The organism is Massilia forsythiae, from assembly GCF_012849555.1.
GTDB classification, from domain to species: Bacteria; Pseudomonadota; Gammaproteobacteria; order Burkholderiales; family Burkholderiaceae_D; genus Telluria; species Telluria forsythiae.
Map to the genome: position 1 here is coordinate 2120838 of NZ_CP051685.1, position 14748 is coordinate 2135585.

At 66.8% G+C, this 14748-nt stretch carries 12 protein-coding genes and 1 riboswitch; of the genes, 9 read left to right on the top strand and 3 right to left on the bottom strand.

The genetic code is table 11. The features are described from left to right. Positions 1-76: 76 nt before the first annotated feature. A complete protein-coding gene (locus tag HH212_RS09175; protein WP_170202208.1) occupies positions 77-961 on the bottom strand; it encodes a LysR substrate-binding domain-containing protein in 885 nt (294 codons plus the stop codon). Positions 962-1071: 110 nt separating this feature from the next. On the opposite strand from HH212_RS09175, the gene HH212_RS09180 reads away from it, so the two are divergent. The 3 genes from HH212_RS09180 (at position 1072) to HH212_RS09190 (ending at position 5802) form a co-directional block, all read left to right on the top strand. After that, the gene (locus tag HH212_RS09180) at positions 1072-2076 is read left to right on the top strand and encodes a zinc-dependent alcohol dehydrogenase family protein (RefSeq protein ID WP_170202209.1); all 1005 of its coding nucleotides are present in this window, start codon (positions 1072-1074) and stop codon (positions 2074-2076) included. Positions 2077-2175: 99 nt separating this feature from the next. Then, entirely contained in the window at positions 2176-4095 is a 1920-nt protein-coding gene (locus tag HH212_RS09185) for an acid phosphatase (RefSeq protein WP_170202210.1), read from the top strand. 117 nt (positions 4096-4212) lie between these two features. Continuing rightward, positions 4213-5802, top strand: a complete 1590-nt coding sequence (locus HH212_RS09190; RefSeq protein WP_170202211.1) for a GH39 family glycosyl hydrolase — start codon at positions 4213-4215, stop codon at positions 5800-5802. A gap of 245 nt (positions 5803-6047) precedes the next feature. Here HH212_RS09190 and uvrA read toward each other — a convergent pair whose 3' ends face one another. Beyond that, on the bottom strand, positions 6048-8897 hold the full coding sequence (uvrA, locus tag HH212_RS09195) for an excinuclease ABC subunit UvrA (RefSeq protein WP_170202212.1): 2850 nt from the start codon (positions 8895-8897) through the stop codon (positions 6048-6050). Between the two features lie 513 nt (positions 8898-9410). Here uvrA and ssb point away from each other — a divergent pair. Continuing rightward, positions 9411-9902 carry a single-stranded DNA-binding protein gene (gene ssb / locus HH212_RS09200; RefSeq protein WP_170202213.1) on the top strand — a complete coding sequence of 164 codons (492 nt, stop codon included), beginning with the start codon at positions 9411-9413 and terminating at the stop codon, positions 9900-9902. A gap of 66 nt (positions 9903-9968) precedes the next feature. Here ssb and HH212_RS09205 read toward each other — a convergent pair whose 3' ends face one another. Continuing rightward, on the bottom strand, positions 9969-10328 hold the full coding sequence (locus tag HH212_RS09205; RefSeq protein ID WP_170202214.1) for a DUF1428 domain-containing protein: 360 nt from the start codon (positions 10326-10328) through the stop codon (positions 9969-9971). 240 nt (positions 10329-10568) lie between these two features. Further along, a riboswitch (cobalamin riboswitch) is annotated at positions 10569-10779 on the top strand. 121 nt (positions 10780-10900) lie between these two features. On the opposite strand from HH212_RS09205, the gene HH212_RS09210 reads away from it, so the two are divergent. Genes HH212_RS09210 through cobM form a run of 5 tightly spaced genes read left to right on the top strand, consistent with a single transcriptional unit; the run spans position 10901 to position 14711 of the window. Next, positions 10901-11581 carry an energy-coupling factor ABC transporter permease gene (locus HH212_RS09210; protein ID WP_170202215.1) on the top strand — a complete coding sequence of 227 codons (681 nt, stop codon included), beginning with the start codon at positions 10901-10903 and terminating at the stop codon, positions 11579-11581. Continuing rightward, positions 11578-12060 (top strand): energy-coupling factor ABC transporter substrate-binding protein, encoded by a 483-nt coding sequence (locus HH212_RS27810; protein ID WP_170202216.1) that lies wholly within the window; start codon positions 11578-11580, stop codon positions 12058-12060. Before HH212_RS09210 ends, HH212_RS27810 begins: the two co-directional genes overlap by 4 nt. After that, positions 12050-12814 (top strand): cobalt ECF transporter T component CbiQ, encoded by a 765-nt coding sequence (gene cbiQ / locus HH212_RS09220; protein WP_170202217.1) that lies wholly within the window; start codon positions 12050-12052, stop codon positions 12812-12814. Before HH212_RS27810 ends, cbiQ begins: the two co-directional genes overlap by 11 nt. Then, on the top strand, positions 12811-13905 hold the full coding sequence (locus HH212_RS09225; protein ID WP_229217641.1) for an energy-coupling factor ABC transporter ATP-binding protein: 1095 nt from the start codon (positions 12811-12813) through the stop codon (positions 13903-13905). The genes cbiQ and HH212_RS09225 overlap by 4 nt, the downstream gene beginning before the upstream one ends. Continuing rightward, positions 13902-14711 carry a precorrin-4 C(11)-methyltransferase gene (cobM, locus tag HH212_RS09230; protein ID WP_170202218.1) on the top strand — a complete coding sequence of 270 codons (810 nt, stop codon included), beginning with the start codon at positions 13902-13904 and terminating at the stop codon, positions 14709-14711. Before HH212_RS09225 ends, cobM begins: the two co-directional genes overlap by 4 nt. Positions 14712-14748 lie beyond the last annotated feature (37 nt).

The window sequence follows — 14748 nt, forward strand, 5'->3', positions numbered from 1 at the left end:
GCGGCACGGACCAGCAGCCGCGACAACGAAGGAGGGACAAGCGTGTGCTTGTCCCTTTTTTCATTGATTACACTGATTAAATAAAACGCTCGGCCAGGAAATCGACGAAGCTGCGCAGCTTGGGCGCGCGGTAGCGATCAAGCGGGTAGACCACGCTCATCGGACGGGCCGGAAGGGAAAATGCCGGCAGCAATTGCACCAGGCGCCCGGCACGGACATCGTCTTCGAGCAAAATCGCCGGTTGCAGGATGATGCCGGCACCATGGATGGCGGCCACGCGCAGGGCCTGGCCATGGTTGACGCGTAGCCGTCCCGACACGTGCACGCAGAACGCATCATCGCCACCGCCACCGCCGATGCGCCATTGCGCCAGCGCGGCCGGACTGAAGGACAGGCATTCGTGCCGGGCCAGGTCGTCCGGCACGGCAGGCGTACCGCGGCGCGCCAGGTAGGCGGGCGAGGCGCAGATCATCAGGCGATAGGGCGCCAGCGGTTTCGCCACCAGCGTCGAATCGGGTAGGCGGCCGATGCGGATTGCCGCCTCGAAGCCTTCCTCGACCAGGTCGACCACGCGATCGGAAAGCGTCACGTCGACATCCACGTCGGGATAGCGTTCCAGGTAATCCGACAGGGCCGGCATCAGCGCTTCGGTGCCGAAGCTGACCGGCGCCGTGATGCGCAGCGTACCGGCCGGCGCCAGTTGCAGGTTCTGCGCCTGCGCATCGGTTTCGGCGACCAGCCGCAGGATTTCCTTGCAGCGCGCATAGTAATCGCTGCCGAACTCGGTCAGGTGCTGGCGCCGCGTGGTCCGGCGCAGCAACTGCATGCCGAGGCGCTGTTCCAGCGTGCGCAGGTGCTTGCCCGCCATCGTCGCCGAGATGCCGGACGCGGCGGCGGCGGCACTCAGGCTGCCCTTGTCGACCGCCAGCACGTACACCCGCATGCTGTCCAGTAAATCCATTGCGCACTCCCGGTTTCAGATCATCCAACGAAACCGCAGTTTATCTCCGTTTGCTGTGGAGTGAAGATGAGCATCCCGCAAGCCCGCTTGCTCACCATACCGAGAACACCATGAAAGCCATCGAACTGACCGCCCCGTCGCTGGACGCGTTTCGCGCCACCGATTATCCCGAACCGCACGCCGGCCCCGGCGAAGTCGTGCTGCGCCTGCGCGCGGCCACGCTGAACTATGCCGACGTAGCCGTTGCCACCGGCGCCTTTCCCGCCCCGCGTTTTCCCTTGATCCCGGTCGCCGACGGCGCCGGCGAGATCGCGGCGCTGGGAGAGGGCGTCGACGGCTGGGCCGTCGGCGAGCGCGTCGTCCCGCATTTCATGCCGGCCTGGCTGGACGGTCCTCCTACGGCGCGCGCCATGGTCGCCATGCGCGGCATCAGCCTGCCCGGATCGCTGGCCGAGTACGTGGCGCTGCCCGCCGCCAGCCTGGTCGCCTTGCCCGGCCACCTCGATTTCATCCAGGGGGCGGCCCTGCCGATCGCCGCGACCACCGCCTGGAATGCGCTGCGCTCGACGGCGCTGGGGCCGGGATCGGTCGTGCTGCTGCTGGGCACCGGCGGCGTCAGCCTGTTCGCCCTGCAATTCGCCAAGGCACTCGGGGCCACGGTGATCGTCGCTTCCTCGTCCGACGAAAAACTGGCGCGCGTCCGCAGGCTCGGCGCCGACCACCTGATCAACTACCGTGGCACGCCGGACTGGGACGCGCAGACGCTGGAACTGACTGGCGGGCGCGGCGCCGACCTGGTGCTGGAAACCGTGGGCGCGGCGACCATCGCACGCTCGCTGAACGCGGTGGCGGTGGGCGGCACCGTCTTCACGATCGGCATCCTGGGCGGCACCAAGGCGTCGCTCGACCTGCTGCCGGTCATTACCAAGGCCGTGCGCGTGATCGGCAATAGCACCGGATCGAGGGCCGACCTGGCCGCGGCGGTGGGGTTCATCGCCGCGCACCGCATCGTGCCGGTGATCGACCGCGTGTTCGGACTCGACGAGGTGCGTGCGGCCTATGCCGAACTGGCCTCCGGCGGACGGCACGTCGGCAAGATCGCGATCGCGCATTGAATTGACGGATGGTCGACCGGCCGCCCTGCGCTTCATCAGCGCGTCACATTCCAAAGTGATAATGCCTCGCTCCGATCCTTCATGCTTCCGGAGCAACCGATGTCGCGTTTCGCCAGTTCGACCACGTCTATCCATTCATCTCCGCCACCGCAGGCGGCGCGCAATGCCGCCATCGCCGCCGCCGTCCTTGCCCTGCTGGCGGCCTGCGGCGGCAGCGACTACGTCGACGTGTCGCCGGTCACGACCGCCCCGGCGGCGCCGGCCGACCCGGGCTTCGTCGAAAACGTGCCGCTGCCGGTGGCACCCGCCTTCGTCGACAGCGCCGCCACCAACCAGCAGACCCAGCTGACGATCGACGTCAACGCCGGGGTGCGCGCCCTGTCGCCGTTCCTGGAACTGTGGCAGCCGCTCACGCGGACGGTCGACGTCAGCACCTGGAGCGGCTTGCCGGGGCAGGGAACCGTGCTGAACCAGGCGGTGCACGACCGCAACATCCAGTACGTGGTGGACGCCACCGCCCAGCGCACGGCGGCGCAGGCCACCGCCGCCTACCTCGACGACCGCCAGAACCAGGCTTACAGCATCGTCGACGGCCTCGGCCCCTTGACCGCGGCCTGGCGCGCCGGCGCGAAAGCCACCACCACGATTACCGCTGTCGCCGCCGACGCCACCACGGTGAAATACGACGATGGCGGCAATGGCGCCGGCGATGCCACCACGGCCGCGTTCGGCTCGGTGGTCGGCTTCATCAACACCATGCGCAATAACGGGTCGACCGAACCGGCCAAGCGTTTTTATAAATACCCGCGCCCGTGGCGCTGGAGCAGCGCCGTCAAGGTCGTGCCGGCGCTGGAACCGGCCAAGAGCCCGACCCCGAACACCGATGGCGGTTTCCCCAGCGGCCACACGAATGCCGGCATGCTGAACTCGCTGGCGATGGCGTACGCGATGCCGGAACGTTTTCAGGAAATGCTCTCTCGCGGCCTGGAGCTGGGCGAGAACCGCATCCTGGCCGGCATGCATTCGCCGCTGGATGTGATGGGCGGCCGCATGCTGTCGCACGCTATTTTCACCGGCAATATCAACGACCCCGCCAACGCCGCCCTCAAGCAAAAAGCCCATGCCGATGCCCACGCATGGATCCAGGGCCAGACCGGCACCACGGCCAATACGCTGTATGCCTACGCGCATGCGGCCGCGGCCGGCGCCGACCGCTTCGCCGACCACGATGCCAACAAGGCCAATTACCTGCGCCGCCTGAGCTTTGGCTTCAGCCCGATCAAGGCGACGAATGGCGCCGCCGTGGTCCCCAAGGGTGCCGAGGCGATCCTGGAAACCCGCCTGCCTTACCTGGATGCGATGCAGCGCCGCGCCGTGTTGCGCAGCACCGCGCTGCCGTCCGGCTATCCGCTGCTGGACGATGCCGAAGGCTGGGGCCGCCTGAACCTGTTCGCCGCCGCCGACGGCTACGGCGCTTTCAGCGGCAACGTCGTCGTGACCATGGATGCGGCGCGCGGCGGCTTCTATGCGATGGACGCCTGGCGCAACGACATTGCCGGCAGCGGCAAGCTGACCCTGAAGGGCAGCGGCCGCCTGGCGCTGTACGGCAAGAACACGTTTACGGGCGGTACGCAGATCGACGGCGGCACGCTGGAAAGCGCGGCCGACGGCGCGCTGGGCAGCGGCGACGTGTACGTGGGTGCGGCCGGCACCCTGGCCAGCAAGGGGCCGGGCCAGCTCGCCATCGGCGGCAACTACGCCCAACTCGACAAGGGCACGCTGGACATCACGCTCGGCGCCAACAACGCCGGCACGCTGGCGGTGAGGAACACGGCGACGATCGTCGGCGGCACCCTGCGCCTGCGCTTCGCCGGCGGCTTCAAGCCCAGCGTGGGCGCGAGCTACCGGGTGCTGCGCGCCGGCACCCGCAAGGGCGTGTTCGGCGGCGTGGTCGCCGACGGCTACAAGGCGACGCTCGAGTACAGCAATACCGGGGTGTCGGTGCATATCGACGGTTGATCGATCGCATCCTCCGTTTTACGCGCGATCGGTTATCCGATATCCTGACGTCGACACACGTTGTTAGCGCAAACATCACGCCGGCAACGTCGACGCCGACAATCAAGGATAACCATCATGAGACACCGCCGCAGCTTGCTCGGCGCCGCACTGGCGCTGGCGTTCGCTTCTTCCATCAGCGTTGCCGCCCCGGCTGGCGCCGCCGCGCCGGCCGAGCGCCGCATCGCCATCGACGCCGCCGCGCCGACCAGTCCGCGCGACCGCTTCTACGACCTGTCGGTCGGCTCGGATTACCCCGGCACCCTGATCCGCGACGACAGCCTGGCCCAGCTCAAGCTGGCCCGGGACGAACTGGGCTTCCGCTTCATCCGCTTCCACGGCATTTTTCATGACGTGCTGGGCACCTATAAGGTGGTCGACGGCAAGCCGGTGTACGATTGGACTAAGATCGATACCCTCTACGACAAACTGCTGGCCATGGGCATCAAGCCCTTCGTCGAACTCGGCTTCACGCCGGATGCGATGAAGACCTCGAACAACAGCATTTTCTATTGGAAGGGCAATACCTCGCACCCGGACCATGCGCAGTGGCAGGGCCTGGTCGATGCGTTCGTGCGCCACGTGCAGCAACGCTACGGCCAGGAAGAGGTGAGAACCTGGTTCTTTGAGGTGTGGAACGAGCCCAACCTGGACGGCTTCTGGGAAAAGGCCGACCAGCCGGCCTATTTCGCGCTGTACGACCTGACCGCGCGCACCATCAAGGCGATCGACCCGGCGCTGCGCGTGGGCGGCCCCTCGACCGCGGGCGCGGCCTGGGTGCCGGAATTCTTGGCGCACACGCGCCAGAGCGGGGCAGCGGTCGATTTCGTCACCACGCATACCTATGGCGTGGACGGCGGCTTCCTCGACGAAAACGGCAAGGACGACACCAGGCTGTCGCCGAAACCGGACGCCATCGTCGGCGACGTGCGCAAGGTCAGGAAGGAAATCGAAGCCTCCTACCTGCCCAAACTACCGCTGTATTTCACCGAATGGAGCACCAGCTACACCCCGCGCGATCCGGTACACGATTCATATGTCAGCGCGCCCTATATCCTGAGCAAGCTGAAGGCGTCCGAAGGGCAGTTGCAGGGCATGAGCTACTGGACCTATTCCGACCTGTTCGAGGAACCGGGTCCGCCGACCGCGCCCTTCGAAGGCGGCTTCGGCCTGATGAACCCGCAGGGCATCCGCAAGCCGGCCTGGTTCGCCTACAAATACCTGAACCAGCTGGGCGACCGGGAAGTCCGGACTGATGACGCGCAGAGCTGGATCACGCGCGATGCGGATGGCGGCGTGCAGGTGCTGGCCTGGGATTTCCAGTCGCCCGACCAGGGCAAGCTGAGCAACCGGCCGTTCTATACCAGGGTGCAGCCGACGCGCGCCGGCCAGCCGCTGACGCTGGCGTTGACGGGGATGAAGCCGGGCACGTACGCGATGCAGGTGTATCGCACCGGGTTCAAGGCCAACGATGCGTACACGCGTTACCTGGAGATGGGGCGGCCGAAGAACTTGAATGCGGCGCAGGTGGCGCAGTTGCATGCGTTGACGGCGGACCGGCCGGAGACGCGGCAGGTGAAGGTGGGGGCGAAGGGGTCGGCGAGCGTGCAGGTGCCGATGCGGGTGAATGATGTGGTGCTGGTGAAGATCACGGCAGCCAATCGTTGAGTTGGCTCTAGCACGTCGTTCCCGGCCTCGGCGGCCCCCTTGGCGGGGACCCATACTGAGCCACAAAATTAGGTACCTCAAGAGCTGCCCAGATAGTTTAAAGCTAGCAATTTTGCACACTTCGTATGGATCCCCGCCTGCGCGGGGACGACGTGCAAGTGAAACGGGCCACGATGAAGATCGTGGCCCGCTCGCTTTACGCTTTCAACGGTAATGCCTTGCCGCCGGAAGCAGCGGCACCCGCCTTATTGCGCCAGCAACGGCTTCAGATACTTGCCCGTCACGCTGGCCGGATTTTCCGCCACCGCTTCCGGCGTGCCGTGCGCCACGATCGTGCCGCCACCGGCGCCGCCTTCCGGCCCCAGGTCGACGATCCAGTCCGCGGTCTTGATCACGTCCAGGTTGTGCTCGATGATGACGAGCGTGTTGCCCTGGTCGCGCAGGCGGTGGATCACCTTCAGCAGCAGGTCGATGTCGGCGAAGTGCAGGCCGGTGGTCGGCTCGTCCAGGATGTACAAGGTGCGTCCGGTATCGCGCTTGGACAGTTCCAGCGACAGTTTGACGCGCTGCGCCTCGCCGCCCGACAACGTGGTCGCACTTTGCCCCAGCTTGATGTAGCCCAGGCCCACGTCCAGCAGCGTGTGCAGCTTACGGGCGATGACCGGTACCGGCTTGAAGAACTCGTGCGCGTCCTCGACCGTCATCTCCAGCACTTCGGTGATGTTCTTGCCCTTGTACTGGACTTCCAGCGTCTCGCGGTTATAACGCTTGCCGTGGCAGACGTCGCACGGCACGTACACGTCCGGCAGGAAGTGCATCTCGACCTTGATCACGCCGTCGCCCTGGCAGGCCTCGCAGCGCCCGCCCTTGACGTTGAACGAGAAGCGCCCGGCCGAATAGCCACGTTCCTTGGCAGTCGGCACCGTCGCGAACAAATCGCGGATCGGCGTGAACACGCCGGTGTAGGTCGCCGGATTCGAGCGCGGCGTGCGGCCGATCGGCGCCTGGTCGACCGAGATCACCTTGTCGAAATGCTCCAGGCCGTGGATGGTCTCGTGCGGCGCCGGTTCGGTCTGCGAGCCGTACAGGTGACGCGACAGGGCCGGATACAGCGTATCGTTGACCAGCGTCGATTTACCGGAACCCGACACGCCGGTAACGCAGGTCAGCAAGCCGACCGGCAATTCCAGCGAGACGCTTTTCAGGTTGTTGCCGGTGGCGCCGGTGATGACGAGTTGGCGCTCAGGATTCGACACATGGCGCTTTTCCGGCACATGGATCTTGCGCCGGCCGCTCAGGTATTGCGCGGTCAGCGAATTCTTGTTCTTGAGAATGTCCTTGAGCGAACCCTCGGCGATCACGGCGCCGCCGTGCACGCCCGCGCCGGGACCCATGTCGACGATGTAGTCGGCGGTGCGGATCGCATCCTCGTCGTGCTCGACCACCAGCACGCTGTTGCCGATGTCGCGCAAATGCTTCAGCGTCGCGATCAGGCGGTCGTTATCGCGCTGATGCAGGCCGATCGACGGCTCGTCCAGCACGTACATCACGCCGGTCAATCCGGAACCGATCTGCGACGCCAGGCGGATGCGCTGCGCCTCGCCGCCGGACAGGGTGTCGGCGCTGCGGTCGAGCGACAGGTAATCCAGACCGACGTCATTCAGGAATTTCAAGCGCGCCACGATTTCCTTGATCACGCGGTCGGCGATGTCCTTCTTGGCGCCGGTCAGTTCCAGGCCATCGAAATATTTCAGGCAATCGCGCAGCGGCGTCCTGGCCACCTCGTAGATGGCGCGCTGCTGCTTGCCATTGCCGATCTTGACGTAGCGCGCCTCGGTGCGCAGGCGCGCGCCATTACACGTCGGGCATTCCTTTTCGTTGATGAACTTGGCCAGCTCTTCCTTGACCGCCATCGAATCGGTCTCGCGGTAGCGCCGCTGCAGGTTATTGACCACGCCCTCGAAGGTGTGCTCGCGGATCACGGTGCGGCCGCGCTCGTTCACATAGGCGAACGGCACCGAGGTCTTGCCGGAACCGAACAGGACCACGTCCTGCGCCGGCTTCGGCAACTGCTCGAACGGTTTATCCAGGTCGAAGCCGTAATGCTCCGACAGGCTGCTCAGCATCTGGAAATAGAACTGGTTACGGCGGTCCCAGCCCTTGACGGCGCCGGACGCCAGCGACAGGTTCGGGAAGGCCACGATGCGCTTCGGATCGAAGAACTCGATGTGGCCCAGGCCGTCGCACTCCTGGCAGGCGCCCATCGGGTTGTTGAACGAAAACAGGCGCGGCTCCAGCTCCTGCAGCGAATAGCCGCAGACATTGCAGGCGAACTTGTTCGAGAAGATGTGTTCCTTCTCGGTGTCCATCTCGTAGGCCACGGCGCGGCCGTCGGCGATGCGCAACGCGGTCTCGAAACTCTCGGCCAGGCGCTGCTTGATCTCCGGATTGACTTTTACGCGGTCGATGACGACGTCGATCGTGTGCTTTTCGGTCTTCTTGAGCTTAGGCAGGTCTTCGATCTCGTGGATCTTGGCCACGCCGGTGCCGCTCTGCACGCGGAAGCGCACGAAGCCCTGCGCCTGCATCGACTGGAACAGGTCGCCATGTTCTCCCTTGCGGTTGGCCACCACCGGCGCCAGGATCATCAGCTTGGTGCCTTCCGGCATGGCCAGTACGGCATCGACCATCTGCGACACGGTCTGCGCGGTCAGCGGCTCGTGCGAGTGGTCCGGGCAGTAGGGCGTGCCGACGCGCGCGTACAGCAGGCGCAGGTAGTCGTGGATTTCGGTGACGGTGCCGACGGTGGAGCGCGGGTTGTGCGAGGTCGCCTTCTGCTCGATCGAGATGGCGGGCGACAAGCCCTCGATCATGTCGACGTCCGGCTTTTCCATCAGCTGCAGGAACTGGCGCGCGTAGGCCGACAGCGACTCGACGTAGCGGCGCTGGCCCTCGGCGTACAGGGTGTCGAAGGCGAGCGAGGACTTGCCGGAACCCGACAGGCCGGTAATGACGATCAGCTTGTTGCGCGGCAGGTCGAGATTGATGTTCTTGAGGTTGTGCGTGCGAGCGCCGCGGATACGGATTTCTTCCATTAGCTAGTTTTGCAGCCTTTCCATGGTAAGGGCGCCTGCGGCCGGCACACGAGATCGTCGCGCCGAGCGGGCCAATCAAGGGAGAACCCGTCACTATAGCGGGTTTCGATTACGTACGTATTCGGCCCCGGCGCGACGGCGCGCGCGCGTTAACGGCTTGAAATGCCTCTTTGGCAAGGCACTCAACAACGGGCAAACCGGGGTCTTCCGTATGTGGTCTGCATCGCGCCCAATTCAATGACAGACTCACCAAAAACCGAAAATTTTTTTTCCTTGCCTACTTCACAAAGACCCCAAGAATATTGACGCCCATCTCTTCCATTCGAGGCACTTTGCCCCCACTTCCGATGTCTGAGCGGGTGTCGTAAAAACCCCGTCGCCGCGCATGCGAAAAACGCATCGAAACGTTGCTTCGAACTACCCGGCAACGCATAATAGCGGATCAATTTTTAAACAACTTCCTTGGCACTTAGACACCACGCAGAGTCAGGGAACCAGCATAGGAGTTTCACCATGGCATCAGTCAACAAGGTCATCATCGTCGGCAACCTCGGCCGCGACCCGGAAATCCGTTACATGCCGAGCGGCGACGCCATCGCCAACATCGCCGTCGCGACCTCGTACAAGTCGAAGGACCGCAATAGCGGCGAGCAGAAAGAGCTGACCGAGTGGCACCGCATTTCCTTCTTCGGCCGCATGGCCGAGATCGTCGGCCAGTACCTCAAGAAGGGCTCGTCGGTCTACGTCGAAGGTCGCCTGCAGACCCGCAAGTACACCGACAAGGACGGCGTCGAGCGTTACTCGACCGACATCGTCGCGGAAAACATGCAGATGCTGGGTGGCCGCCAGGGCATGGGCGGCGGCGAGAGCTACGGCGGCGACGAGGGCTACGACGCCCCACCGAGCCGTCCGGCACCGCGCCAGGCGCCGCCGGCACCGGCCGCACGTCCGCAGCCGAAGCCGGCCGCGAACTTCTCGGATATGGATGACGATATTCCGTTCTGAAAAATAAACCAAGCAATGCGTAACGCCCTCCAGATTTCTGATCTGGAGGGCGTTTTCTCGTCTGCGCTACAAATCCACCACCATCTCGAACCCGCCGTAGATCATGCGCTTGCCATCGAACGGCGTGTTTTCCGGTTTCATGAATTCGGCCATGCGCGGATCCTGCATCACCTTGGCGTTGACCTCGTCGCGCCTGGCGCGCGATGCATGGACGATCCAGGAAAACACCACCACTTCGCCTTCTTCCAGCAGCACGCTCTGCGGAAACGAGGTCCACTGGCCGGGCTTGACGTCGTCGGCGACGCATTCGCGGAACTCGAGCGCGCCGAGTTCGCGCCAGATGGCGCCGCACTGTCGGGACATCTCCTTGTACACCTCCAGCTTGGACTGTTGGACCGGCACCACGAAACCATCGACATACGCCATGATCGTTCTCCTGTGGGTTGGTATTGCATGGACCTCATCGGCAACGGAAAAATCCCGCTGCGATCCGTGGTATTGACCGGATCGTCTTCCGAGCATACTGCGGACGCGACCGTTCGGGGTGGCCGCGAACGGTAAATGTCCGGTCAAGCTGGCCTGACGACCAGCCGGGAGCGCCGCCGGGCATGTCGGCATGCGCACGACAGCGCCGCGCGCCAGGTCTGGCACGCGATCACCGCTCAGTGTAATATCCTCCCTTTGGGTGCGCTCCTTCCCGACCGGGACGGGCGTTAAACGGGAAACCGGTGAAACCGTGCGTAGCGCACGGCCATTCCGGTGCAGCCCCCGCTGCTGTAAGCCTGACGACCCTGCCGATGACCACTGCGCACTGCGCGGGAAGGGGCAGGGAAGGATGACGGCGAGCCAGAATACCGGCCCAGACATTGCCAGCATCATTCCCCGGGGTGACGGGAAGCCGCTGTCGACCGGCTTTCTGCACGCAGTTTCTGCCGCCCCGTCGACCGTCTTCGCCTCCGCCATGGTGCTCTTATCGACCATTCGACGGGAGGTTTCGAATGCACATCATGGAAGGTTTCCTGCCGCCGGCGCACGCGCTGGGCTGGGCCGCTGCCGCCGTTCCCTTCGTCGCCTGGGGCCTGCGCAGCATCGGGCGCGGCCTGCAGGCGCATCCCGAGCGGCGCATGCTGCTGGGCGTGGCCGCGGCGTTCGCCTTCTTGCTGTCGGCGCTGAAGCTGCCGTCCGTCACCGGCAGCTGCTCGCATCCCACCGGCGTCGGCCTGGGCGCGCTGCTGTTCGGGCCCGCGGCGATGGTGCCGGTCGGCTTCGTCGTGCTGCTGTTCCAGGCGCTGCTGCTGGCGCACGGCGGCCTGACCACGCTCGGCGCCAACGTATTTTCGATGGCCATCGTCGGCCCCTTCGTTTCCTATGGCGTGTTCCGCGCGGTCGGTGCGCTGGGATTGCCGCGCAGCATCGCCGTGTTCCTGGCCGCCTGCCTGGGCGACCTGGCGACCTACGTCACCACTTCGCTGCAGCTGGCCTGGGCCTTTCCGGACGCGGCCGGGGGTGTGCCGGCTTCGTTCGTCAAGTTCGCCGGCATCTTCGCGCTGACCCAAGTGCCGATCGCCATCAGCGAAGGGTTGCTCACCGTGCTGGTGACGAACGCGATGGCGCGCTTCAATGCCGACGAGCTGCGCGCGCTGCCGCTGATGGCCTACGGCCGCCGGGAGCGCGCATGAAGGTCCGCAACTGGCTGATCCTGGCGGCGGTGGTGCTGCTGACCGTGCTGCCGCTGTGGTTGGCGAGCGCGCCGCCGGCGCAGCCGGGGGCGGACGCGCCGGCGCTGTTCGGCGGTTCCGACGACCGCGCGCAAAAGGCGATCGGCAGCATCGCGCCCGGCTACAAACCGTGGTTTGCGCCGCTGATCGAACCGGCCAGCAGCGAGATCGCCTCGCTGCTGTTCGCGCTGCAGGCCGCCATCGGCGCCGGCGTGATCGGCTACTGGCTGGGCGGCGCGGTGACGCGCGAGCGCGCCAAACGCGCGGCCGCCTCCCCGGCGCCGCGCCCCATCGACGCCGTTGCTGCGGATACCCGCGAGTCGGCCGCCGGGTCGCCGACTCGCGGATCGCCGGCCGCCGAGTCTCCGGCCGCCGGGTCGCCGGCCGCTGCAGGTCCGGCATCGAGCGCCACCACCGCGCAGGAGCACCGTGCGGGTTGAGTCGGCCGCCTACGCCTGCCGCTGGCGCGGCGTGGCGCCGTCGGCCAAGGCGCTGTTCGCGCTGGCCGGAGTGGTGTCCGCCTGGATCGCGCGCAGCCCGGCGGTGCTGGCGGCGCTCGCCGCGCTGCTGGTGCTGGCCGCCGTCGCGGGCGCGCGCGTGCCGCTGCGTACCTATCTCGCCGTGGCGCTGCCGCCGCTCGGCTTCCTGCTGCTGTCCTGCCTGACGATGCTGGTGACTCCGGGCGTCGCCGCGCCGGGCGTCGCCACGCCGGGCGCGGACGGCGGCTGGCACTGGACCGCCGCGCTGCTGCCGGTCGTCACGCGCACCGCGCTGCGCGCGCTGGCGGTGCTGGCCGCGCTGCTCGGCCTGGTGCTGAGCACGCCGCTGCCGGACTTGATCGGCCTGCTGCGCCGCTTGCGCACGCCGGAACTGCTGCTGGACTTGATGGTGCTGTGCTACCGCATGCTGTTCGTGTTCCGCCAGGCCTGGGACGAAGGCGTCACCGCGCAGCGCGCGCGCCTGGGCTACCGCAGCTGGCGCCATGCGTGGCGTTCGATGGGTTTGTTGATTGGCCAGATGGCGGTGCAGGTGTGGCAGCGCACGGCGGCGCTGCAGACGGCGGCCGAGGCGCGCGCGTTGCAAGGTTCGCTGCGCTTCCTGCCGGCCGTGTTCCCGCAGGCGCCGCGCCAGAACGCGTACGCCGTCCTGGCCGGTTCCGTGTTGCTGGCGCTGGCGGTGGGAGACCGGCTGTGAGCGCGCCCGCCATGAACACGCCCGGCGCCAACCGGTCCGCGTCGAGCGTGCCGGCGTCGAGCGTACCCACTTCGAGCGCGTCCGCTGCCTTGGCGGCGGTCCCGGCCCTGCTGGAACTGCAGGCGGTCGAGCACGTGTTCGCCGACGGCAGCGCCGGCCTGCGCGGCTGCAGCCTGGCGCTCGGACGCGGACGCCGCCACGCGCTGCTCGGCCCCAACGGCGCCGGTAAAACCACCGTGCTGCAGCACCTGAACGGCCTGCTGCGTCCCACCGGCGGGCGCATGCTGTGGAACGGTCGCCCCTACGAATACGGGCGCGCCGGATTGACCGACCTGCGCCGCCGCGTCGGCCTGGTGTTCCAGAATCCGGAGCGCCAGCTGTTCTCGGCGCAGGTCGAGGAAGACGTCTCGTTCGGGCCACTGAACCTGGGCCTGGACGAGACCACCGTGCGTGCGCGCGTGGCGGCGGCGCTGGACGCGGTCGGCCTGGCCGGATTCGGCGCGCGCGCGGTGCACCACCTCAGCTTCGGCCAGAAGAAGCGCGTCTGCATCGCCGGCGTGCTGGCGATGCAGCCGGAAGTGCTGCTGCTGGACGAGCCGATGGCCGGGCTGGACGCGCCGATGCAGCGCGAGCTGACCGCGCTGCTCGACGGCCTGGCGGCGCGCGGCGTGACGGTGCTGCTGTCCACCCACGACGTCGATTTCGCCTACGCCTGGGCCGACGACATCCACCTGATGGCGGCCGGACGCTGCATCGCCTCCGGCGCGGCGCACGATGTCGTGCTGCAGGCGGATGCCTTGCAGGCCGCCGGCCAGCGCCAGCCGGCCGCGCTGGCGCTGCACGCGGCGCTGGCGGCGCGCGGCGTGCTGGCGGACGGGCCGGCGCCGCGCAGCGTGGATGCGTTACTGGAAGCGCTGCATGCACTGCCGGCGGCATCACCGGCGCAGCCCCTGGCGTGTCCAGAGCCAGCAGCGCAGCGGCACGCGCCGGCGCCGCAGACGCAAGAACAAACGCAAAATCAGCCGCAACAGGGGCAGCCGCAGGACCGGCAAGGCCACGCGCATCATCGATCAGGAGAAACGCCCGCATGACATCCGCATCCACTCCCGCCACCGGCGGTCCCGGCAAGATCTGGTTCGTCGGCGCCGGCCCGGGCGACCCGGAACTCATCACCGTCAAGGGCCAGAAGCTGCTGGCGCAAGCGGGTGCGGTGCTGTTCGCCGGTTCGCTGGTCGACCGCGCCGCCACGCTGTACGCGCCGCCCGGCGCCGTCATCCGCGATTCGAAGGACATGACGCTGGAAGAGATGACTGCCTGGCTGATCGAGCAGGCGCAGGCGCACGCGGTGGTGGTGCGCCTGCAGACCGGCGACCCGGCCTTGTATGGCGCGCTGATCGAGATGGCGCGCCCGCTGGTCGCGGCCGGCATCGAATGGGCCGTGGTGCCGGGCGTGTCGTCGGCGATGGCGTCGATGGCCGCCGCCGGCGAATCGATGACGCTGCCGGAAGTGACGCAAACGGTCATCTTGACGCGCGTGGAGGGGCGCACGCCGATGCCGGAAGGCGAAGACCTGGCCAGCCTGGCGGCGCACCGCAGCACCATCTGCATCTTCCTGTCGATCACGCTGCTGTACAAGGTCGAGGCGGCGCTGCGCGCGGCCGGCTGGCCCGAGGATGCGCCGATGCTGGTGGTGCACAAGGCCAGCTGGCCGGGCGAGGAGAAGATCATCCGCGGCACGCTGGCCGACATCAAGGCGCGCTGCCGCGAGTCCGGCGTGGCCAGCCAGGCGATGATCGTCGCCAGCCCCACCCTGGGCGCGCTGCACTGGGAGACGCTGGTGCGCTCCAAGCTGTACGACCCCACTTTCACCCACCGTTTCAGAAAGGCGAGCGCATGACGCACATCGTCACCACCGCGGCTCTCAACGAGCAACA

What these genes read in the sequence shown, in the direction of transcription:
- HH212_RS09175 (WP_170202208.1), bottom strand. Translation starts at nt 961, where the DNA reads ATGGATTTACTGGACAGCATGCGGGTGTACGTGCTGGCGGTCGACAAG.
- HH212_RS09180 (WP_170202209.1), top strand. Translation starts at nt 1,072, where the DNA reads ATGAAAGCCATCGAACTGACCGCCCCGTCGCTGGACGCGTTTCGCGCC.
- HH212_RS09185 (WP_170202210.1), top strand. Translation starts at nt 2,176, where the DNA reads ATGTCGCGTTTCGCCAGTTCGACCACGTCTATCCATTCATCTCCGCCA.
- HH212_RS09190 (WP_170202211.1), top strand. Translation starts at nt 4,213, where the DNA reads ATGAGACACCGCCGCAGCTTGCTCGGCGCCGCACTGGCGCTGGCGTTC.
- uvrA (WP_170202212.1), bottom strand. Translation starts at nt 8,897, where the DNA reads ATGGAAGAAATCCGTATCCGCGGCGCTCGCACGCACAACCTCAAGAAC.
- ssb (WP_170202213.1), top strand. Translation starts at nt 9,411, where the DNA reads ATGGCATCAGTCAACAAGGTCATCATCGTCGGCAACCTCGGCCGCGAC.
- HH212_RS09205 (WP_170202214.1), bottom strand. Translation starts at nt 10,328, where the DNA reads ATGGCGTATGTCGATGGTTTCGTGGTGCCGGTCCAACAGTCCAAGCTG.
- HH212_RS09210 (WP_170202215.1), top strand. Translation starts at nt 10,901, where the DNA reads ATGCACATCATGGAAGGTTTCCTGCCGCCGGCGCACGCGCTGGGCTGG.
- HH212_RS27810 (WP_170202216.1), top strand. Translation starts at nt 11,578, where the DNA reads ATGAAGGTCCGCAACTGGCTGATCCTGGCGGCGGTGGTGCTGCTGACC.
- cobM (WP_170202218.1), top strand. Translation starts at nt 13,902, where the DNA reads ATGACATCCGCATCCACTCCCGCCACCGGCGGTCCCGGCAAGATCTGG.